23 protein-coding genes, 1 other RNA gene and 1 pseudogene are annotated in these 20211 nt (G+C 66.9%); 7 read left to right on the top strand and 18 right to left on the bottom strand.

Features of this window, described 5'->3' with window-relative positions; translation table 11 throughout:
* The first annotated feature begins 23 nt into the window (after positions 1–23).
* From AC1PLS_RS14650 to cydB, 3 genes are all read left to right on the top strand, one after another.
* A non-coding RNA gene (locus AC1PLS_RS14650) (sX9 sRNA) lies at positions 24–100 on the top strand.
* Positions 101–285: 185 nt separating this feature from the next.
* Positions 286–1683 (top strand): cytochrome ubiquinol oxidase subunit I, encoded by a 1398-nt coding sequence (locus AC1PLS_RS14645; protein WP_024938732.1) that lies wholly within the window; start codon positions 286–288, stop codon positions 1681–1683.
* A complete protein-coding gene (gene cydB, locus AC1PLS_RS14640; RefSeq protein WP_039519768.1) occupies positions 1683–2699 on the top strand; it encodes a cytochrome d ubiquinol oxidase subunit II in 1017 nt (338 codons plus the stop codon). The genes AC1PLS_RS14645 and cydB overlap by 1 nt, the downstream gene beginning before the upstream one ends.
* A 37-nt stretch (positions 2700–2736) precedes the next feature.
* Here the strand turns inward: cydB and AC1PLS_RS14635 are convergent, their stop codons facing one another.
* From AC1PLS_RS14635 to AC1PLS_RS14615, 5 genes are all read right to left on the bottom strand, one after another.
* Complete coding sequence (locus tag AC1PLS_RS14635) at positions 2737–3576, bottom strand: carboxylesterase family protein (RefSeq protein ID WP_065032588.1); 840 nt, start codon at positions 3574–3576, stop codon at positions 2737–2739.
* Positions 3577–3683: 107 nt separating this feature from the next.
* Entirely contained in the window at positions 3684–5045 is a 1362-nt protein-coding gene (mgtE, locus tag AC1PLS_RS14630; RefSeq protein WP_024938734.1) for a magnesium transporter, read from the bottom strand.
* 143 nt (positions 5046–5188) lie between these two features.
* The gene (gene ptsP, locus AC1PLS_RS14625; protein ID WP_054591463.1) at positions 5189–6919 is read right to left on the bottom strand and encodes a phosphoenolpyruvate--protein phosphotransferase; all 1731 of its coding nucleotides are present in this window, start codon (positions 6917–6919) and stop codon (positions 5189–5191) included.
* Positions 6920–6977: 58 nt separating this feature from the next.
* Positions 6978–7247 (bottom strand): HPr family phosphocarrier protein, encoded by a 270-nt coding sequence (locus AC1PLS_RS14620; RefSeq protein ID WP_016904613.1) that lies wholly within the window; start codon positions 7245–7247, stop codon positions 6978–6980.
* Positions 7240–7563: a PTS sugar transporter subunit IIA gene (locus tag AC1PLS_RS14615; protein ID WP_369920304.1), complete on the bottom strand. Its 324-nt coding sequence runs from the start codon at positions 7561–7563 to the stop codon at positions 7240–7242. Before AC1PLS_RS14615 ends, AC1PLS_RS14620 begins: the two co-directional genes overlap by 8 nt.
* On the opposite strand from AC1PLS_RS14615, the pseudogene AC1PLS_RS14610 reads away from it, so the two are divergent.
* Positions 7453–7704 (top strand): annotated as a pseudogene (locus AC1PLS_RS14610) (GNAT family N-acetyltransferase); the annotation flags it as partial. The gene AC1PLS_RS14615 and the pseudogene AC1PLS_RS14610 sit on opposite strands and share 111 nt — an antisense overlap.
* A gap of 451 nt (positions 7705–8155) precedes the next feature.
* Here AC1PLS_RS14610 and rapZ read toward each other — a convergent pair.
* The 10 genes from rapZ to AC1PLS_RS14560 all read right to left on the bottom strand — a co-directional run bounded on the left by rapZ (position 8156) and on the right by AC1PLS_RS14560 (position 15765).
* Positions 8156–9028 carry an RNase adapter RapZ gene (rapZ, locus tag AC1PLS_RS14605; protein ID WP_024938736.1) on the bottom strand — a complete coding sequence of 291 codons (873 nt, stop codon included), beginning with the start codon at positions 9026–9028 and terminating at the stop codon, positions 8156–8158.
* Entirely contained in the window at positions 9025–9975 is a 951-nt protein-coding gene (gene hprK / locus AC1PLS_RS14600) for an HPr(Ser) kinase/phosphatase (RefSeq protein WP_016904610.1), read from the bottom strand. Before hprK ends, rapZ begins: the two co-directional genes overlap by 4 nt.
* Complete coding sequence (locus tag AC1PLS_RS14595) at positions 9972–10430, bottom strand: PTS sugar transporter subunit IIA (protein WP_026064839.1); 459 nt, start codon at positions 10428–10430, stop codon at positions 9972–9974. The genes hprK and AC1PLS_RS14595 overlap by 4 nt, the downstream gene beginning before the upstream one ends.
* Before the next feature lie 21 nt (positions 10431–10451).
* Entirely contained in the window at positions 10452–10769 is a 318-nt protein-coding gene (gene hpf, locus AC1PLS_RS14590) for a ribosome hibernation-promoting factor, HPF/YfiA family (protein ID WP_016904608.1), read from the bottom strand.
* An 87-nt stretch (positions 10770–10856) separates the two neighbouring features.
* Positions 10857–12296: an RNA polymerase factor sigma-54 gene (locus AC1PLS_RS14585; protein ID WP_039519777.1), complete on the bottom strand. Its 1440-nt coding sequence runs from the start codon at positions 12294–12296 to the stop codon at positions 10857–10859.
* Between the two features lie 40 nt (positions 12297–12336).
* On the bottom strand, positions 12337–13056 hold the full coding sequence (gene lptB / locus AC1PLS_RS14580; protein WP_016904606.1) for an LPS export ABC transporter ATP-binding protein: 720 nt from the start codon (positions 13054–13056) through the stop codon (positions 12337–12339).
* Entirely contained in the window at positions 13056–13616 is a 561-nt protein-coding gene (gene lptA, locus AC1PLS_RS14575; RefSeq protein ID WP_024938739.1) for a lipopolysaccharide transport periplasmic protein LptA, read from the bottom strand. The genes lptB and lptA overlap by 1 nt, the downstream gene beginning before the upstream one ends.
* Positions 13594–14169 carry an LPS export ABC transporter periplasmic protein LptC gene (lptC, locus tag AC1PLS_RS14570; RefSeq protein WP_481103805.1) on the bottom strand — a complete coding sequence of 192 codons (576 nt, stop codon included), beginning with the start codon at positions 14167–14169 and terminating at the stop codon, positions 13594–13596. Before lptC ends, lptA begins: the two co-directional genes overlap by 23 nt.
* A complete protein-coding gene (locus tag AC1PLS_RS14565; protein WP_184433965.1) occupies positions 14166–14714 on the bottom strand; it encodes a KdsC family phosphatase in 549 nt (182 codons plus the stop codon). Before AC1PLS_RS14565 ends, lptC begins: the two co-directional genes overlap by 4 nt.
* Positions 14715–14763: 49 nt before the next feature.
* Positions 14764–15765 (bottom strand): KpsF/GutQ family sugar-phosphate isomerase, encoded by a 1002-nt coding sequence (locus tag AC1PLS_RS14560; protein ID WP_039515186.1) that lies wholly within the window; start codon positions 15763–15765, stop codon positions 14764–14766.
* 53 nt (positions 15766–15818) lie between these two features.
* On the opposite strand from AC1PLS_RS14560, the gene AC1PLS_RS14555 reads away from it, so the two are divergent.
* The 3 genes from AC1PLS_RS14555 to AC1PLS_RS14545 all read left to right on the top strand — a co-directional run bounded on the left by AC1PLS_RS14555 (position 15819) and on the right by AC1PLS_RS14545 (position 17760).
* Positions 15819–16046, top strand: coding sequence for a BolA family protein (locus AC1PLS_RS14555; RefSeq protein WP_016905061.1), 228 nt, complete (start codon positions 15819–15821; stop codon positions 16044–16046).
* Positions 16047–16165: 119 nt separating this feature from the next.
* The gene (murA, locus tag AC1PLS_RS14550; RefSeq protein WP_184433967.1) at positions 16166–17440 is read left to right on the top strand and encodes a UDP-N-acetylglucosamine 1-carboxyvinyltransferase; all 1275 of its coding nucleotides are present in this window, start codon (positions 16166–16168) and stop codon (positions 17438–17440) included.
* Positions 17437–17760 (top strand): hypothetical protein, encoded by a 324-nt coding sequence (locus AC1PLS_RS14545; protein WP_029218783.1) that lies wholly within the window; start codon positions 17437–17439, stop codon positions 17758–17760. The genes murA and AC1PLS_RS14545 overlap by 4 nt, the downstream gene beginning before the upstream one ends.
* Before the next feature lie 214 nt (positions 17761–17974).
* On the opposite strand, the gene AC1PLS_RS14540 is transcribed toward AC1PLS_RS14545, so the two are convergent.
* The 3 genes from AC1PLS_RS14540 to purN all read right to left on the bottom strand — a co-directional run bounded on the left by AC1PLS_RS14540 (position 17975) and on the right by purN (position 20208).
* Entirely contained in the window at positions 17975–18658 is a 684-nt protein-coding gene (locus AC1PLS_RS14540) for a DUF3108 domain-containing protein (protein WP_016904621.1), read from the bottom strand.
* 3 nt (positions 18659–18661) lie between these two features.
* Positions 18662–19489 carry a DUF3108 domain-containing protein gene (locus tag AC1PLS_RS14535; RefSeq protein ID WP_047126932.1) on the bottom strand — a complete coding sequence of 276 codons (828 nt, stop codon included), beginning with the start codon at positions 19487–19489 and terminating at the stop codon, positions 18662–18664.
* 65 nt (positions 19490–19554) lie between these two features.
* Complete coding sequence (gene purN / locus AC1PLS_RS14530; RefSeq protein ID WP_104553048.1) at positions 19555–20208, bottom strand: phosphoribosylglycinamide formyltransferase; 654 nt, start codon at positions 20206–20208, stop codon at positions 19555–19557.
* Positions 20209–20211 lie beyond the last annotated feature (3 nt).

Raw genomic sequence — 20211 nt, 5'->3', positions numbered from 1 at the left:
CGCGGCCGGTGCTACGAATCGGCATGAGCCACGCCTGCGCTGCGGTTCCGGGCGCGCCGTCCGCACCCACCTGACGACCACCCGCGGCGTGTTGTGGGTCGCTGCTGGCTGCACAAGCGCGGCAATTTGCCGCAGATGCGACGCCGTGTCGCATCGGGAACGAGCACGACCGTCCTTATCATGATCCCGTAGCGCAGAGGTCGCGATCGACCGGCACTGGTGTTCGGCAATCGACCTGCAGCCTGTGCGCTGATGCTGCCCCATCTTTTTCCTGGAGGATTCTCCATGGATGCCTTGCTGTTATCGCGGATCCAGTTCGGATTCGTCATCGCATTCCACGTGCTGTTTCCCGCGTTCACCATCGGGCTGTCCAGCCTGCTGGCATTTCTCGAATGGCGCTGGCTGCGCACCCGGCTGCCGGTGTGGCGCGAGCTGTATTTCTTCTGGCAGAAGATCTTCGCGGTGTCGTTCGGCATGGGCGTGGTCAGCGGCATCGTGATGGCCTTCCAGTTCGGGGCCAACTGGCCGGAGCTGAGCCGGATCGCCGGCAGCGTGATCGGCCCGTTGCTGAGCTACGAGGTGCTGACCGCGTTCTTCCTCGAAGCCAGCTTCCTGGGCGTGATGATGTTCGGCTGGGGGCGCATCTCCGAGCGCCTGCATTTCCTGGCGACCTGCATGGTGGCGCTGGGCACGCTGTTTTCCACGTTCTGGATCCTGTCGTCCAACAGCTGGCTGCAGACCCCGGCCGGCTATGAGGTGGTCAACGGCATCGTGCATCCGGTGGCGTGGCTGAAGATCATCTTCAACCCCTCGTTCCCGTACCGGCTTGCGCATATGGCGCTGGGCTCGTTCATCACCACCTGCTTCGTGGTCGGTGCGGTGGGGGCGTGGTATCTGCATCGCGGCGTGCACCGCGAGGCCGGGCTGCGCATGCTCAAGCTGGCGGTGGCCTTCGCGGCGATCACCGTGCCGTTGCAGATCTTCGTCGGCGACATGCATGGCTTGAACACGCTCAAGCACCAGCCGATGAAGATCGCGGCGATGGAAGCGCACTGGCATGACGAAGGCCAGGGCAAGGGGTTTCCGCTGGTGCTGTTCGCCCTGCCCAATGCGCAGGCCGAGCGCAACGATTACGAGGTGGCGATTCCGCGCCTGGGCAGCCTGATCCTGACCCACAGTGCGGAAGGCAGCATTGCGCCGCTGACCTCGGTGCCGGCGGCCGATCGCCCGCCGGTGCTGCCGGTGTTCTTCGCCTTCCGCATCATGGTCGGGCTGGGCTCGTTGATGCTGCTGGTGGCCTGGGTCTCGGCGTTCGCCTGGTGGCGCGGCAAGTTGCTGCAGTGGCGCTGGTTGCTGGCGACCTGGCGCTGGATGTTGCCGAGCGGCTTCATCGCGCTGGTGTCGGGCTGGTTCGTCACCGAGATGGGGCGGCAGCCGTATGTGGTCTATGGCCTGTTGCGTACTGCCGATGCCGTGGGCCCGCAATCGACGCTGATGACCGCAATCTCGCTGGCGGTGTACGTGGTCGGCTATGCGTTCGTGTTCGGCTGGGGCATCTGGTACCTGGTCAAGATCGGCAAGATCGGCCCGACCCCGCATGACGCGCCGCAGCTGGACCACGGCGAACACACCCCGGCACGGCCGTTGTCGGCGGCCGACGAACCGATCGACGGAGCCGCATGATGGACATGAGCAGCGTATTGCCGGTGGCGTGGTTCGCAGTGATCGGCTTCGGGGTGCTGATGTACGTGGTGCTGGACGGCTTCGTGCTCGGCATCGGCATCCTGGCGCCGTTCCGCAAGGACGAAGCGCAGCTGGATCTGATGATGAATACCGCCGCGCCGATCTGGGACGGCAACGAGACCTGGCTGGTGCTGGGTGGGGCAGGGCTGCTGGCGGCGTTTCCCAAGGCGTATGCGGTGATCCTGTCGGCGCTTTATCTGCCGGTGCTGTTGATGGTGATGGCGCTGGTGTTCCGCGGCGTGGCGTTCGAGTTCCGCTTCAAGGCGCATCGCTCGCGGCGGCTGTGGAGCAATGCCTTCGCTGCCGGCTCGATCCTGGCCACGTTTGCGCAGGGCGTGATCCTGGGCGCGCTGGTGCAGGGCCTGCCGATCGAAGACGACCGCTATGTCGGCGGCATCTGGGGTTGGTTCAGTCCGTTCGCGATGCTGACCGGCGCGGCGCTGGTGTTCGGCTACGCGCTGCTCGGCAGCACCTGGCTGATCCTCAAGACCGAAGGTCATGTGCAACAGCTCGCGCGGCAGTTGAGCCGGCCGCTGACCATCAGCGTGCTGATCTTCATCGGCCTGGTCAGCGCGTGGTTGCCGTCGCTGCAATCGCATGTGATGGACCGCTGGTTCAGCGGCGCGCATTACCTGTGGCTGATGCCGGTGCCGGTGCTGGTCGCCATCGTCGGCTTCGCGCTCTGGCGCTGCACCGAAGCGGGGCGGCCGGATACGCCGCCGTTCCTGCTGGCGATGGGCCTGTTCGTGCTCGGCTTCCTCGGCTTGGTGCTGGGCATGTGGCCGTACCTGGTGCCGCCGGTCTACACGATCTGGCAGGCCGCCGCGCCGCCGTCGTCGCAGCTGTTCGCACTGATCGGCCTGGTGGTGCTGCTGCCGCTGATCCTGGGCTACACGGTGTGGTCGTACCGCGTGTTCCGCGGCAAGATCACCGCCGATACCGGCTATCACCACTGAGCGGTCGCAGACCGCATCGGCGCGGTGCGCCGCCTGCTCAGCGCAGGCGTTGCCTGAACATCCACTCCCACATCGCCGGGTCTGCGTAGGTCGCATCCCAGGCGTTGTGGTTGCCGTCCGGATATTCGCTGTAGCGCACGTTGGCGCCGATGCCCTTGGCGGCGCGGTACAGCGCACGGTCGTCATGCGGTGGCACCGAGTCGTCCTTGGCGCCATGGAACATCCAGATCGGCACGTGTTTGAGCTGGGTGACCGCAGCGGTGTACGGGTCGGCTTCCTTGGCCACCAGGCTGACGTATAGCGTGCGACGCTCATCGCGTGGCGCCTTGAGCGCACCGCAGATCGGCACGATCGCGGCAAAGCGCTGCGGCTGCATCAGGCCGATTTCCCAGGCGCCATAGCCGCCCATCGAGATGCCGGTGAGATAGGTGCGCTGCGGGTCGGCACCGAATTCGGCGCTGGCCGCATCCAGCGCGGCGATCGCCATGCGTGCATTGATGCCCAGCCACTCCTCGTCGTCGGGCACCTGCGGCAGCACCACCAGCGCCGGGAACTCGGCGGTGTGTTCGCTCAGGTAAGGCCCGACGCCCACTTCGGCCTGATCGCGCCCGTTGTCGCCGCGTTCGCCCGAGCCATGCAGGAACAGCACGATGGGGCGTGGTTGCGGCGCTTTGGAGGTCGGCACGAACACCTGATAGCGGTAGAGCCGTCCTTCCAGCTGCAGCGTGCGGGTGACGAAATGGCCGCGGCGCCCGTCGTGGTGGCGCTCAGCCATGCTGGAACAGCCGGCCAGCAGCAGCGCAAGAATCGCAAGAACAAGACAACGACGGATCACGCACACCCCCTGACCGATGACATACCCGCAGTATCGCCGCATGCAGCTGTGCTGGCATGTCGCATTGCGGCGATTTCTGTCGAATATTCATATGATTGTCGCTGCGGTGTGCTCGGTGCAACGTTGATCGTCATGGCCCGACACGGCGACTACGGCAGCAGGATCAGCGTCGCCAGGCCGAGGAAGCTCAGGAACCCCATCACGTCGGTCAGCGTGGTCAGGATCACCCCGCCGGCCAATGCCGGATCGAAGCCAAGGCGTTTCAGCGTCACCGGGACCAGCACCCCGCCGAATGCGGCGGTGAGCATGTTCAAGGTCAGCGCGGTGCCGATCACCAGCGACAGCATCGGCTGCTGGAACCAGGCCAGCACGATCAGGCCCAGGCCCACGCCCAGTACCAGGCCGTTGATCAGCGCGACGGTGAGCTCCTTCTTGAGCAGGGTCATCACGTTGGAAGAGCCGATCTGGCCCAGCGCCAGGCCGCGCACCATCAGGGCCAGCACCTGGGTGCCGGCGTTGCCGCCCATGCCGGCGACGATCGGCATCAACGCCGCCAGCGCCACCAGCTTCTCGATCGTGCCTTCGAAGCGGCTGACCACACTGGATGCAATGAACGCGGTGCACAGGTTGATGCCCAGCCAGATCAGGCGGCGGCGGAAGGCGCGCCGCGCCGGGCTGAACATGTCCTCGTCCTCGTCCAGACCGGCCGCGCTCATGGCCTGGTGTTCGGCCTGTTCGCGGATGATGTCGACCACGTCGTCGATGGTGATGCGGCCGAGCAGGATGTTGTTGTCGTCCACCACCGGCGCGGAGATCCAGTCGTGGTCCGAGAAGCGCCGTGCGACCTCGTCGGAGCCATCGCCGACATCGATCGCCGGTTGTTCGTCGTCGATCAGGCGATTGACCGGCGTGCTGTCCTCATGAGTGACCAGCGCGGCCAGCGACACGCGGCCCAGGTACTGATGGCGCCGGCTCACCACATACAGGTGATCGGTGTGGTCGGGCAGCTCGCCGCGCAGGCGCAGATAGCGCAGCACCACATCGACATTGACGTCGGCGCGCACCGTCACCACGTCCGGATTCATCAGGCGGCCGGCAGTGTCCTCCGGGTACGACAGCACCTGTTCGAGCCGCTCGCGGTTCTCGCGGTCCATCGACTTGAGCACTTCGTCGATGACGGTGTCGGGCAGGTCTTCGACCAGATTGGCCAGATCGTCGATGTCGAGGTCTTCGACCGCGGCGACGATCTCGTCGGTGTCCATGTCGGCCAGCAGGCTTTCGCGTACTTCATCGCCGACATGCAGCAGCACTTCGCCGTCGTCTTCCGGGTCGACCAGCCCCCACACCACTTCGCGCTTGCCGGGCGGCAGCGACTCCAGCAGGTTGCCGATCTCCGCCGGCGCCAGCGTATTGACCAGCCGGCGTACCGGGCCCAGGCGTCCGCTATCGAGCGCATCGGACAGCAGTCGCAGCTGGCGCGCGGTCTTGTCGTGGCGGACGGCTTCGGCCATGCGCGGCTCCCTGGAAGAGTGGACACGTCCCGATGGAAGACGCGCTGCTGAGTCAGCACGGCATTATCGCTTGCGCACGGTGACGAAACATACAGTGCCGCTCGCAACGCGTTAGAACATCGCCTGCGCGATGACGCGATCGCTCAGCGCGCCAGGCCCTGCGCGACGGTAGCCAGCCACTTCTCGATGCCCTTGCGGTCGCGCGCGCGCAGCAGCTTGTCGCCCTGTACGCGCAACTCGCCCAGATGGATGTCGCGCACCGCACGGCGCACTTCCAGCAGCGTGGCCGGATGCAGGCTGAATTCGGTGAGCCCCAGCGCCAGCAACATCGGCACGAAGCGCGGGTCGCCCGCGATCTCGCCGCACACCGCCACCGGCTTGGCGTACGCGCGCCCGGTGGCGATCACCTGCGCGATCAGGCGCAGCACCGCCGGATGCAACGGCGAATACAGCTCGCCCAATGCCTCGTTGTTGCGATCCACCGCGAGCAGGTACTGCACCAGATCGTTGGTACCGATCGACAGGAAATCGATGTCGTCGATAAAGCAGTCCAGCGCCAGGGCCGCAGCCGGCACTTCGATCATCGCGCCCAGCGGAATGTGCTCGGCGATCTCGTGGCCTTGCTCGCGCAATTGCGCGGCCAGCTTCTTGATCTGCCGGCGCAGCAACTGGACCTCCTCGCGGCCGCTGACCATCGGCACCAGGATGCGCACTGGTCCGTAGCCGGAGGCGCGCAGGATCGCGCGCAACTGCGCCTGCGCCACCGCAGGGCGGGCCAGCGACAACCGCACCCCGCGCAAGCCCAGCGCCGGGTTGTCCTCATCGCTCAAGGTCAGGCCGGTGCGGTCGGCCTTGTCCGCGCCCAGATCCAGGGTGCGGATGGTGACCGGTCGCCCGCTCATGCCCAGCACGGTGTCGCGATAGGTGTGGAACTGTTCTTCTTCGTCCGGCAACTCGCTGCGCTGCAGGAACAGGAATTCGGTGCGATACAGGCCAAGGCCGCTGGCGCCGAGCGCGTGCGCCCTGGCCACGTCCTCCAGCGATTCAGCGTTGGCCAGCAGCGTGATATCGACGTTGTCGCGCGTGCGCGTGGGTTTGGAGCGCAGCCGTCCGAGTTCGCGCTGTTCCTTGGCCAGCGCGCGCAGGCGCTCGCGGTAGTCGCGCAGATGCTCGGGCTTGGGATCGACGATCACCTGGCCGGAGCCGGCATCGACGATCAACACGTCGCCATCGTCGATCCGCTGGACCGCATCGCTCACCCCCACCACCAGCGGCAGGTGCAGGCTGCGCGCCAGGATCGCGCTGTGCGACAGCGCGCTGCCGGCGGTGGTGACGATGCCGACCACCCCTTGCGCCTGCAGCTGCGCCAGCTCCGACGGCGCCACGTTGTCGCAGACCAGGATCTCGCCGGCCACGCCCTTGAGGTCGGGCGCGCGCTTGTGCAAGAACGCATGGATGCGGCCGATGACGTGATCCAGGTCGTCCATGCGGCTCTTGAGGTAGGCGTCCTCCATGCCGTCGAACACCGCCGCCAGCCGGTCGCGCTGCACGCGCAAGGCGTAGTCGGCGCTGTAGCGGTGGGTGCGGATCAACTCGTCCAGGCCTTGCAGCAGCTCCGGGTCGTCGAGCAGCAGCGCATGCAGTTCGAGGAACTCGCCGACCTCGCGCGCAAGCGCGCCATGCAGGCGGTCGCGCAGCTGCTGCATCTCGGTGCGTGCCGCCTCGATCGCCACGTGCAGACGCTGCAGCTGGGTTTCCACCTGGCTGGCGGGCACGCGTTGTTCGGCCACTTCCAGCGTGTGGCTCTGGCGCACGCGCGCGCGTCCGAGTGCGTTGCCGCGCGAGGCGGCGTGTCCACGCAAACGCAGGCTCATATGCGGCCCTGGCGCGGACGCGCCCTGTCGGTCAGCCCCGCACCGACGCGGCGCATGCTCAGCTGTCCTCGTCGAAACGACGCTCGAACAGGTCCACCAGTGCCTGCAGCGCTTGCGCTTCGTCCTCGCCATCCAGCCGCACCACCACGCTGGTGCCCTGGCCGGCGGCCAGCAGCATCACGCCCATGATGCTCTTGGCATTCACCTCGCGGCCCTTGGCCGCCAGGGTGGCGTTGCTGCGATAGGACGACAGCGTCTGCACCAGCTTGGCAGTTGCCCGCGCATGCAGTCCGAGTCGGTTGGAAACTATGAGTTCGCGTTCAAGCATCGTCGATGATCGCTCCGTTGCGGGTGCCTGCCGCCGCGGTGGCGGGCAGCTCCTGCAATCCTTGTTCGGGGTAGTTCATCACCCGCAGCAGCATCGGCAGGCTGAGCGCGGACACCCGGCGAACCGGCGTGCCGAGCTTTGCCAACCGGCTGGCGAGATTGCTGGGGCTGGCGCCGTACAGGTCGGTCATGACCAGCACGCCGTCGCCGCTGTCGACCCGTCGCATCGCCGACGAGGCCTGGGGCAACAAGGCGTCCAGGTCTGCATCGAGCGGCACATCGAACGCTTCGGTCTTCAGCGGCAACTGCCGCAACAGCCCCGTCGCCACGTTCAACAACGCCGCGCCGATGCCGGGATGAGTAATGAGGAGAATGCCACAGGCCATGCCGAAACGTTAACAGGTCGGCATGACCGCGCGATAGCGTCTGCCGGCACCGATGTGTTGCGAAATGAATAGCCGTTTAGGACCGCGGCAGCGTGTCGCGTGCAGCGCATGCAGCAAGCGCGCCGCTGCCCGCATGGCAATGATCGCGACGCCCGCAGTCTGCCGATGCGAACCGCATCACAAGCGAACGCTGCAGCGCGCGCTTGCCAGGCAGTCCCCGATCAGAACGCGCAGACGAATGCACCGATCAAAAGTTTTTCCCGCAGACCCAATGCCTGCGCCAGTCCGAACAATCTGCGCCCGCAGCAAAACTAAGGAAGCAGCAGTGACAAAGGCGGCCTGCAGCTCCAAATGAGCCACCAAGATCAAAGCCTCGACAGCAAGCGCGGGGCAGGGACCCGATGCCGAGGCCAACCCGCAAGGCCAAGCTTCGAAGCACAGCTGTCATCGACCGTTCGCACATTCCAAGCCGCATGACACCGCTTTGACGATTCCCCAATCCCGATTCCCCAATCCCAGCCCTTCAATCCTGCTCACGATGAAACGTCGCCACCTCCGGCCAGCCCTGCTCGCGCGCATGCCGCGCCATGCGTTCGGCCAGATACACCGAGCGGTGCTTGCCGCCGGTGCAGCCGAAGGCGATGGTCACGTAGCTGCGGGTGTCGTTGCGCAGCCGTGGCAGCCAGGTATCGAGCAGGTCCACGATCTGCGCGCTGTAGCGCACCACGTCCGGTTCCTTGTCCAGATACTCGCGCACGCCGGCATCGCGGCCGGTCAGCGGGCGCAGTTCCGGGTCCCAGTGCGGATTGGGCAGGACGCGCGCATCGAACACGAAGTCGGCCTCGGCCGGCACGCCGCGTTTGTAGGCGAACGATTCGAACAGCAGCGACAGCCGGTCGCTGCTGCCGAGCGCGAACTCGGTGACCACGCGGCGACGCAGCTGGTGCACATTGAGCGCGCTGGTGTCGATGATGGCATCGGCCTGCGTGCGCAGCGGTTCGGTCAACTGCCGCTCGCGGGTGATCGCTTCCGGCAAGGCCAGGCCGAGATGGCTGAGCGGGTGGCGGCGGCGGGTATCGGCGTAGCGCTTGATCAGCGCCTCGTCGCCGGCCTCGAAAAACAGCAGCCGCGCCTCGATGCCGTATTCCTGCGCGGCCTGGCGCCATTGCGCCAGCTGGGTCAGGTCGCTGCGGCTGCGTACATCGATGCCCACCGCCAGGCGCTGGTCGCCGAGCGGATTGCCGCGCAGGCGGCTGCGCACGAAATCCGGCAGCAGCTCCACCGGCAGGTTGTCCGAACAGTAGTAGTCCAGATCCTCGAAGGTCTTCAACGCGACCGATTTGCCCGAGCCGGACAGCCCGCTCACGATCATCAACGTGGAGGGCGCGGTACTCATGGCGTGCGTCGCTCCAGCAGGTTGCTGTGGCGGGCGATGAACATCGCCGCCGGGTCGATGCCCTTGGTGCGCAGGATATGCAGGCGCGTGGCCGCTTCGGTCAGCACCGCCAGATTGCGCCCGGGCATCACCGGCAGGGTGATCAGCGGCACGTCCAGATCCAGCACGTGCCGGCTGCCGGAATCGCCGGTCAGGCGTTCGTAGCCGGACGGGGTGGGCTCGGTCATCGGGCGGGTCAGGTGCACGATCAGGCGCAGGTACTTGTTCTTCTTCACCGCGGTGTCGCCGAACATGTCGCGCACGTTCAATACGCCCAGGCCGCGCACTTCCAGCAGGTCCTGCAGCAGTTCCGGGCAGGTGCCGTCGAGTACGTCGGGGGCGATCTGGGTGAACTCGGGCGCGTCGTCGGCCACCAGCCGGTGACCGCGGCTGAGCAGTTCCAGCGCCAGCTCGCTCTTGCCCGAACCGGCCTCGCCGGTGATCAGCACGCCGATCGAATAGATCTCCATGAACACGCCATGCAGCGTGACCCGCGGCGCCAGCGTGCGCGCCAGGTGGTAGGAGAGGTGATTGAGCAACTCGTGGCCGCGCTTGGGCGAGATCCACAGCGGCGTGTTGGATTCGTCGGCGGCCGCGCGCAGGTCTTCCGGGCAGGACTGGTTCTTGCTGATCGCCAGTGCCAGCGGCTGCACCTGGATGATCTTCTCGATGGTTTCCCAGCGTTGCCGCGCATCCAGCGAGTCCAGCCAGGCCAGCTCTTCGGTGCCCAGGATCTGCACCTTGTTGGGATAGATCACATTGAGATAGCCGGCCAGCGACGGGCGGCGTGCGTTGTTGCTGCCGGCCTCGATCTCGCGGTGCTCGCCTTTCTGGCCCGCCACCCAGCGCAGCGCCAGCTTGTCGCGTTGCTGGTCGAACAGTTCGCGTGCGGTGATGCTGGTATTCATGCGGCGCTGGCCTGTGCTGGCGGTGCGTCGGTGAGCAGCGCCATCAAGGCGTCGGCATTGGGGGCGGCGCGCAACTGCTGACGGAAGTCCGCGTCGGAAAAGCGCTCGGCCAGTTCCGACAGCAGCATCAGATGCTGGTGGGTGTAGTGCGCAGGCACCGCCATTGCAAAGATCAGGTCCACCGGCTCGTCACCACCGAAGGCCACCGGGGTGTCCAAGCGCAGCAATGCGCCACGCGGCTCGGTGAGGTTGGGGCAGCGCCCGTGCGGAATGGCAATACCGTGGCCGATGGCGGTGCTGCCCAGGGCCTCGCGTTCGCACAGGTTGGCGTAGAGCTCGTCGGCACCAGCCTGGCGGCAGGACAGCAGGTCGGCGGCGGCATGCAGGACGGTGTCGCGATCGGCGGCCGGCGACACCACGGTGCGCACGGCCGCCATCAGATCGGTTAAAGGCATGAGGGCATCAAGCGGGAAGCGTCATGCGGGATTGTCGCGCACCTCGCGTGCATGGTGGTTACATTTCTTTTCCTTGTGCTTGAGCACCAGGCGGTCGAGCTTGTCGACCAGCAGGTCGATGGCCGCATACATGCTGGAGCCGCTGGCATCTGCATGCAGGGTGCGACCGGGGAGGTTGACGGTGGCGACCACGTGATGGTCTGGCTTGCGAACGGCCAGCTGGGTTCGGACTTCACAGTGCTGGTCGAAATGGCGCTGCAGTCGCTGCAGCTTGCTTGCCACGTACTCCCGCAGCGCGGGGGTCACTTCAAGCTGGTGGCCATACGTCTCGATACGCATCGGATACCTCCATTGGTCGGTGGGCCAATGAACCTTTCCGGTGCTCCGACTTACCCGGCGCAGGCCGGCGTTGCGGTGGGTGCAACGTCAGGCGATACGGACGCGTTCGTGGGAGGCGGAAATGTTCATGGCCTCACGATACTTCGCAACGGTGCGCCGCGCCACTGGTACGCCGGAAGTTTTCAGCAGATCGGCCAACTTGGCGTCGGACAGCGGTTTGCGCGGGTTTTCCGCCTCGATCAGGCGCCGGATCATGGCCTGGATGGCGGTGCTGGAAGCCTCGCCGCCGCTGTCGGTGTCGATGCCGGAGGCGAAGAACGAGCGCAGCGCGATGGTGCCGCGCGGGGTGCGTACGTATTTGCGCGCGATCGCGCGGGAAATGGTGGATTCGTGCAGGCCGAGCTCGCCGGCGATCTCGCGCAGGGTCAGCGGGCGCAGGGCCTGCGCGCCGAATTCCAGGAACCCGGCCTGGTGCTGCAACAGGCAGCGCACCACCCGCAGCAGGGTCTCGCCGCGCGCCTCCAGGCTCTTGAGCAGCCAGCGCGCCTCCTGCAGCTGGCCGCGCAGGTAGCCGGCGTCGGACTCGCCGCAACTGCGGATCAGGTTCTCGTAGCCGCGGTGGATGGTGACCTTGGGCTGCGCGCGGCCGGCCAGCGAGGCCCGCCACACGCCACGCTGGCGCCAGATCACGCAGTCCGGTACCACGTAGGTGTCCTGCGACAGGTCGCCGATCTGCTTGCCCGGGCGCGGGTCCAGCGAGCGCACCAGCTGGACCGCCTGCTCGACATCGGCGGTGGAGCGCTTGAGTTCGTGCGCCAGGCCGGCCACGCCGCTGCGCGGCAGGCGCTCCAGCGGGCCGGCGACGATCTGCAGCGCCAGCTCGCGCCCCGGAGTGGCCGGGTCGAGCACCGCCAGCTGCAGTGCCAGGCATTCGCCCAGCGTGCGCGCACCCACGCCGACCGGGTCGAAGCGCTGGATCTGGTGCAGCACGGTCAGCACTTCGGCCTCGTCCACCGCCGCACCGAGCGCCAGCGTTTCCAGAATCGCCGACAGCGGCTCGCGCAGGTAGCCGTCCTCATCCAGCGCATCGATCAGCAGCGCGCCGATCTGGCGGTCGCGCGGCGACAGCGGCGACAGGTGCAGTTGCCACAGCAGGTGGTCGGCCAGGGTTTCGGATTCGGCCACGCGCTCGGCCGCATCGCCGGACTCGTCGTCGTCGAAGCTGCCGCCGCTGCCCGACCCGGTCCACTGCAGTTCGTCCTGCGACCAGTCGTCATCGCGCTCGGCCGGTGCCGGTTCTTCACGCGGGGTGTCGTCGGTGGAGGCGGCCGACGACGCGTCCACCGGCAGCTCGTTGGCCGCATGCGCGGCCTCGTCGGCCCATTCCAGCAGCGGATTGGTCTCCACCGCTTCGGCGATTTCCAGTTCCAGCTCGGTGGTGGACATCTGCAATAGCTTGATCGCCTGACGCAACTGCGGCGTCATGACCAACTGCTGTCCTAGCGATGTCTGAAGCCGGGCTTTCATGCGGGCACTGACTGGAAGAATCGATGGCGCGGCGACGCGCTCAAAGGCGGAAAGTTTCCCCCAGATACACGCGACGGACGTCGGGATTGGCTAGCAGCGCATCTGGTGCCCCCTGCGCCAGCACGCCCCCCTCGGCGAGAATATACGCGCGGTCGCAGATTCCCAAGGTTTCGCGCACGTTGTGATCGGTGATCAGTACGCCGATGCCGCGTTCCTTGAGGTGGATGATGATGCGCTGGATCTCGCCGACCGAAATCGGATCGACGCCGGCAAAGGGTTCGTCGAGCAGCATCATGCGCGGCTTGGCCGCCAGCGCCCGCGCGATCTCGCAACGCCGCCGCTCGCCGCCGGACAGGCTGGCGCCGAGCTGGTCGGCCACATGGGTGATCTGCAGCTCTTCCAACAGCGAGACCAGCTCCTTCTCGCGGCCGGCGCCATCCAGCTCTTCGCGCAGCTCCAGCACCAGGCGGATGTTGTCGGCCACGGTGAGCTTGCGGAAGATCGAGGGCTCCTGCGGCAGATAGCCGACACCGAGCTTGGCGCGGGCGTACATCGGTTCGGCGGTGAGGTCGCGGCCGTCCAGCTCGATACGCCCGGCATCGGCCTCGACCAGGCCGACGATCATGTAGAAGCAGGTGGTCTTGCCGGCGCCGTTGGGGCCGAGCAGGCCGACCACCTCGCCGGCCTCGAGCGTGAGACCGAATTCCTTGACCACTTCGCGTTGCTTGTACTTCTTGCGCAGACCGGTGGCGACCAGCATTACTTCTTCCCCTGCGGCTTGGCCGCGGGCTTGGCGGCCGGCGTCGCCGCAGGCGTTGCTGCCGCCGGCGCTGCGGTCTTGGGCTGGATGATCGTACGCACGCGGCTGCCGTCGCCGCCGCTCTGCATATTGCCGGTCTTGGTGTTGTAGACCATGCGCTGGCCGGCGTTGGTGCCCTTGGGCGAGTCGACCTTGTAATTGCCGGTCAGCACGATGACTTCGTTGGCGACCTGGTACTCGATGTTGTCGGCCTGGCCGTTCATCATCGCGCCATCGTCCATCTGCTGCTTCAGCGTGGCCTGCTTGCCGGTCAGCACGACGCGGTCGGTCTGGCCGTTCTTCTGGAAGATGTCGGCGGTGTCGGCGTGGATTTCCAGTGTGCCCTGGGTGATCACCACATTGCCGCTGAAGCGGCACTTGCCGCTGTCGTCGAGCATGTTGCAATCGTTGGCATTGGAGTCGATCGCCATCGGCTGATTGCGGTCGCTGGTCTTGGCCATCGCAAGGGCGGGCAGCAGCAGCGCGGCAAACGCCAGTTTAGCGGGCAGCATTCGGTTCATAGCGGGTCTTGACCTGGGAAAGGAGCTTGTACTGGCGTGATTTGAGATCGGCCTCGAAGCCGACCCCGCTCTGCATGATACCCGGCCGGCTCATGCTCACCGGGGCCGCGGTCTTGGCGAGGTTCTGCTTCGGGAACACGTCCAGGCTCTGGGTGCGGAAGGTGGTCGGCGGGGTCGCGCCGCCGGTGGGGCTGTCGCCCTCGACATCGCCGCGCAGGCGCAGCTCGTCGCCCGTGGGGCTGATCCAGCCGGTCTTGGAGCGCAGCGTCCACGGTTGATTGGTGTTGTCCGGCAGCAGGAACACCGGGGTGGTGACCTCGGAAGTGCGATCGGCGCGGTTGCGATGCATCTCCGGCGCGCGCAGCGTCATCGATTCCTTGCCGGTTTCCTTGTCCAGCGCAATCAGTTCGAAGTCGCGCAGCACGTAGTCGGCGCGCACATCGTCTGTCGCCGCGGCGACCGGCCGCGCGCGCTGCTGCCACGCCGACCAGCCGGAAATCACCGCGGCGGCGAACAGCGCCACGCCCAGGGTGGTGCGCCAGTTCCAGCTCATGCGGAGAACCTTTCGATGATGCCCTCGACCTGGCCCTGCGCGGCCAGCACCACATCGCAGACCTCGCGCGCGGCGCCTTCGCCGCCACGTGCCCGGGTATGCCACTGCACGCGCTCGGCGATCCACGGGTGCGCATTGGCCGGTGCCACCGGCAGGCCGACCGCCAGCAGGGCCGGCAGGTCCGGCAGGTCGTCGCCCATGAACAACACCTGGTCCAGCGACAGGCCATGCTCCTGGCACAGGGCCAGCACTGCCAGGCGCTTGTTCTTGACCCCGATCTGCACATGCAGGCCCAGATCCTGGCCGCGCTTTTCGGCCGACAGGCTGGCGCGCGCAGTGATCAGCGCGACATGGATGCCGGCATGGTCGAGCTGCTTGAGCCCCTGGCCGTCGAGCACATTGAACGACTTGCTCTCGTTACCGGCATGGTCGTAATAAAGACGGCCGTCGGTCAGGGTGCCGTCGACGTCGAAACAGGCCAGGCGGATACGCGCGGCGCGGTCGGTGATGTCGACGGGCAGGTGTTGCAGAGGGGAATAGGGCATCGGCACGAATCGGTGAGAACGGGGTTCCAACGGTAGAAAACTGAACCTGTTAAACCACTTTTGCGCGCAACAGGTCGTGAATGTTCAATGCGCCCACCGCGCGCTGCTGCGCGTCGACCACGATCAAACCGTTGATCTTGTAATCCTCCATCAGCCGTGCGGCTTCGGCGGCCAGCTGGTCGGCGCCGATGGTGCGCGGATTGCGCGTCATCACCTGGGCAATGCCGGCGCTGCGCACGTCGATGTCGCTGTCCAGCGCACGGCGCAGGTCGCCGTCGGTGAAAAGGCCGATCAGGCGCCCGTCCGCGTCCACAACGGCAGTCATGCCCAGCCGCTTGCGGCTCATTTCCATCAGCGCCTCGCTCAGGCTGGCGTCCTCGCGCACGCGCGGCAGGTCATCGCCGCTGTGCATCACGTCGGTGATGTGCAGCAGCAGGCGCCGGCCCAGGCTGCCGGCCGGGTGCGAGCGCGCAAAATCGTCGGCGGTGAAACCGCGCGCGTCCAGCAGCGCCACGGCCAGCGCGTCGCCCATCGCCAGCGAGGCGGTGGTGCTGGAGGTGGGTGCCAGATGCAGCGGGCAGGCTTCGGCCGACACGCTCACGTCCAGGTGCACGTCGGCGGCCTGGGCCAGCGAGGAGCGCGGGCGCCCGGTCATGGCGATGATCGGGTTGCCCTGGCGCTTGAGCACCGGCAGCAGCATGCGCACCTCGTCCGATTCGCCGGAATAGGACAGCGCCAGCACGATGTCGGCCTCGGTGATCATGCCCAGGTCGCCGTGCCCGGCCTCGCCCGGATGCACGAAGAACGCCGGCGTGCCGGTGGAGGCCAGGGTGGCGGCGATCTTGCGCGCGATATGCCCGGACTTGCCCATGCCGGTGGCCACCACGCGCCCGCGCGAGGCCAGCACCAGCCGGCAGGCCGCGGCGAAGTCGCTGCCGATCCGCGCGCCCACGCTGGCCAACGCCTCGCGCTCGATCTCGAGCACGCGCTGGCCGCTGGCGACCAGGCTGGCGTCGCTGACGGTGGCGGAGGGCAGGTGCGAGACGGCCATGCGGGACTCGGGTGAAGAGTAGAATGTGCGCTCATTTTATGAGGAAACGCCCTTTGGACGCCGAAACCATCCGTAAACTCATCGAATCCGGCTTGCCCGAAGCCCGCGTCGACGTGCACGGCGACGACGGCGTGCACTTCGAGGCGACCGTGATCAGCCCCGCATTCGCCGGCAAGGCCCCGTTGGCGCGCCATCGCATGGTCTACGCGACCCTGGGCGAACTGATGGGCGGCGCGATCCACGCGCTGCAGCTCAAGACGCTGACGCCCGACGAAGGCTGAGCGTCAGCCGGGTCCTGGCCGGTCGGGCTGCGCCTGCGCCCCGACTGCCAGCGGCCCGGCCGGCTCCTGGCGACGCTTCTGATTCCCCCGACATCCCTTTTCGGATTCCCCAAGCTCCCATGGCAAAAATCATAGTGACCGGCGGCCAAGCGCTGCACGGTGAGGTCAATATTTCCGGCGCCAAGAACGCGGTGCTGCCGATCCTGTGTGCGACCCTGCTGGCCGATGCGCCGGTGGAGATCAGCAACGTGCCGCATCTGCACGATGTGATCACCACGGTGAAACTGCTCAGCGAACTGGGCGCCGAGGTCACCATCGACGAAGGCACGCTGGCCAAGGGCCGCTCGATCCTGGTCGACCCGCGCTCGGTCACCCACCAGGTCGCGCCGTATGAGTTGGTCAAGACCATGCGCGCTTCGATCCTGGTGCTCGGCCCGCTGCTGGCGCGCTACGGCACCGCCGAAGTGTCGCTGCCCGGCGGCTGCGCGATCGGCTCGCGCCCGGTCGACCAGCACATCAAGGGCCTGCAGGCGCTGGGTGCGGAGATCAGCGTGGAGAACGGCTACATCAAGGCCACCAGCAACGGGCGGCTGAAGGGTGGCCGCTACGTGTTCGACATGGTCAGTGTCACCGGTACCGAGAACGTGCTGATGGCTGCCGTGCTGGCCGAAGGCACCACCGTGCTGGAAAACGCGGCGATGGAGCCGGAAGTCACCGACCTGGCCGACTGCCTGATCGCACTCGGTGCGCAGATCGAAGGTGCCGGCACGCCGCGCATCGTGGTGCAGGGCGTGGAGCGTCTGGGCGGCGGGCACCATGCGGTGCTGCCGGATCGCATCGAGACCGGCACCTTCCTGGTTGCCGCAGCGATGACCGGCGGCAGCGTCACCGTACGCCGCGCCCGTCCGGACACCCTGGACGCGGTGCTGGACAAGCTCACCGAAGCCGGTGCCAGCATCACCACCACTGCCGACAGCATCACGCTGGACATGCACGGCAAGCGCCCGCGTGCGGTCAATCTGACCACCGCGCCGTACCCGGCGTTCCCCACCGACATGCAGGCGCAATTCATGGCGCTCAACTGCGTGGCCGACGGGGTGGGCGTGATCAACGAAACCATCTTCGAAAACCGCTTCATGCACGTCAACGAACTGCTGCGCCTGGGTGCGGACATCCAGGTCGAAGGCCATACCGCGATCGTGCGCGGCACCGAGCGCCTCAGCGGCGCGCCGGTGATGGCGACCGACCTGCGCGCGTCGGCATCGTTGATCCTGGCCGGCCTGGTGGCCGACGGCGACACCACCATCGATCGCATCTACCACCTGGACCGTGGCTACGAAAACATCGAGGAGAAGCTGGGGGCGCTGGGCGCGACCATCCGGCGCATCGCATGATCCTGCGCGGGCGCTTCACCACCCGGCGCAAGATCCTGCTCGGCGTGATCGTGCTGATCCTGGCATGGCTGGCCTATGCCTGGTCGGTGGGCATGGCAATCACTCAGGGCGTCGAGTTCAAGGACATGGACTGGAACAACGATGGCACCGCCAGCCGCGACGAGATCGCGCAGTCGTTCTATGCGGTGGCGGTCAGGAAGACCGTCGAAGGCAAGCGCCATTGCGACCTGTTCTACTGGCGCAGCACCGGCGAGCAGATCCGCGTGGACTGCCGCACGGTGTTCTCCAGCGGCGACGACAAGGCGGCGGCCAAGCCCTGAAAGTCGAGCGTTTCTGCGTGCTGCGCAGCGTCCGCCGCACGCCGATCGGAAGGAGGAAGCCCGGCTCGCAGCCGGGCTCTTCATCGCTGTCGGAGGCAGGATGCCTGTCGAGCAGGTTCTCATGCCCTGGTAGGAGCGTGCCCGCGCGCGACGGGGCGTTACCGATAACGCCCCCGTCGCGCGCAGGCACGCTCCTACCAGGCGCGCCTGGCGCTTAGCGCAGGCCCTTGATGGTCAGATCCAGTGCGTCCTGGCCTTTTTCCTTCTGCAGCAGGCGCGCCGGCACCGGCAGGTCCTTGACCACCCACGCGATCAATTCCTTGTCGCCATCCACGCGCGACACCTTGGTCGCCTGTTCCTGCTTGCCGTTGACGGTGATGGTTTCCTTGCCGACCACCTTGTAGCTCATCGGCTTGATGCGGCCTTCGTCGACCATGCGGTAGTTCAGCGGCTTGCCGGCGGCCAGGTCGCGGGTGATCGCCAGGTTGATCAGCAGCGCATCCATGTCGCCGGGCTGCAACTTCACCGGGCCACGACGGTCCGGCTTGATGTCGCCGCCCCAGGTCGCCTGGCTGGTTTTCCAGTCGTAGTTGGCGGTGACGTTGCGGCGCTTGACCATCATCGACGAGGTGTCGTTGCTGCTGACCGGACGCAGTTGGCCGTTGCTCTCTTCGAACACCGTGCTCTGGGTCAGGTTGGCCAGCTGGTTCTGGATGGTGAGCGTATAGCGCCACTGATTGGCGCCGGCGGCGGCCAGGGTCATGGTGCCGTTGGCCTGCATGCCCATGTAGTTGGCCGAATAATCGGCCTGGAACGGCTGCATGGCGAACGCGGGCAGGCTGGCCACGGCCAGTGCGGCAGCGGCAATCAGCGAACAGGTGCGGGAAACAGTGTGCATGGGTCAGGCTCCTTGATATTCGACCAGGCGTAGATCGACCTGATCCTCACCTTTGTCACGTTGCAGGATGCGCACCGGCGTGGGAACGCCGTTGGCGATCCAGAGGATGGTTTCGTTGTCGCCGCTGTTGACGCGGTACACGCGCAACGCGTCGTAGCTCAGGTCGCCGACCTGTACCACTTCGGTGGCATCGGCGACCTTGTAGTCGTACTTGCGCACCCGGCCGACATCGACGTAGCGATAGCTCAGGCTGCGTCCGGGTTGCGCGTCGCGCATCAGCGACAGGTTCAGCGACAGCGCGCTCTGGTCGCCGCGCTGCAGGGGAATCGCCTGCTGGCGCTCCTTCTTCAGATCCCCGTCCCACTGCGCGCTGGCGGTCTGCCAGTTGTAGACGCCGGTGACCTTCTTGCCGAAGAACATCGCCTTGCGCACCGTGCTCTGGCTCAACGGTACATAGGTGTCGCCATCGACACGGAACACCGTGCTCTGTTCCAGATTGAGTCCCAGAATGCTGGCAAAGCCCTTGCGGCCGCGCACCGACATGTCGATACGCCACTGGCTGCCTTCGCCGTTGCTGACCTGCATGGTGGCATCGCCGGCTTCCTTGCCACGGTAGAACGCCTGGTAGGTGGCCACGAAGGGTTGCAGTGGCGGTGGCGTCCAGGTGCTGGCAGGCAGGGCCGCTGCAGAGGCCGGTGCCGCTGGCGGCGCCGCAGCTGGAGCAGGGGCTGCTGGCGCAGGCACGGCAGGCGCCTGTTGCGCACGGCCGGCACCGGCCGGGGCGAGCAGGGCGGTGGTCAACAGCGCGGTCGCGATCGGGAGGAGTTTCATGCGCTGGGAGGGAGGCACGGGGCCGCCAGGATGTCCGAGACAGGATGAGGAGGGCGTATCCGCATTCAGGCGAAGGCGGTGTCAGCGGACTCTAGTCGCAGTGGCGTAAACAGGCACTGACCGTCGATATGGACGCCATCGCCACGCACCTCCACGCGCCCACTGGCGAGCAGGTCCAGCGTGGCCAGCAGCAGCGGGTGTTCGCGCGCCAGCACGCGCGCGGCCAGCTGCTCGGCGCTGTCGTCGGGCAGCACCGGCACGTGCGCCTGCGCGATCACCGTGCCGGCATCCAGCTCCGGCACCACCAGGTGCACGCTGGCGCCATGTTCGGTATCGCCTGCTTCCAGTGCGCGGGCATGGGTATGCAGGCCGCGGTATTTGGGTAGCAGCGAGGGGTGGATGTTGAGCATGCGCCCGGCAAAGCGACGCACCAGCGGCTCGCCGAGGATGCGCATGTAGCCGGCGCAGATCACCCAGTCCGGCTGCGCGGCGGCGATTGCATCGCCCAGCGCAGCGTCGAAGGCCGCGCGGTCGGCGAAGTCGCGCGGGCTGGCGCTCCAGCGCAATGCCTCATCGACCTTGTGCAGTGCCGGCGCCTGCGGGCGATCGGAAAACACGCCGACGACCTCGGCCGGCAGCCGGCCGCTGCCGATGGCATCGAGAATGGCCTGCAGGTTGCTGCCACGGCCGGAGGCCAGGACGGCCAGACGCAGGCTCATGGG

It is taken from the genome of Xanthomonas sp. NCPPB 3218 (assembly GCF_056725185.1).
This window is presented reverse-complemented; position numbering and strand designations above follow the sequence as displayed.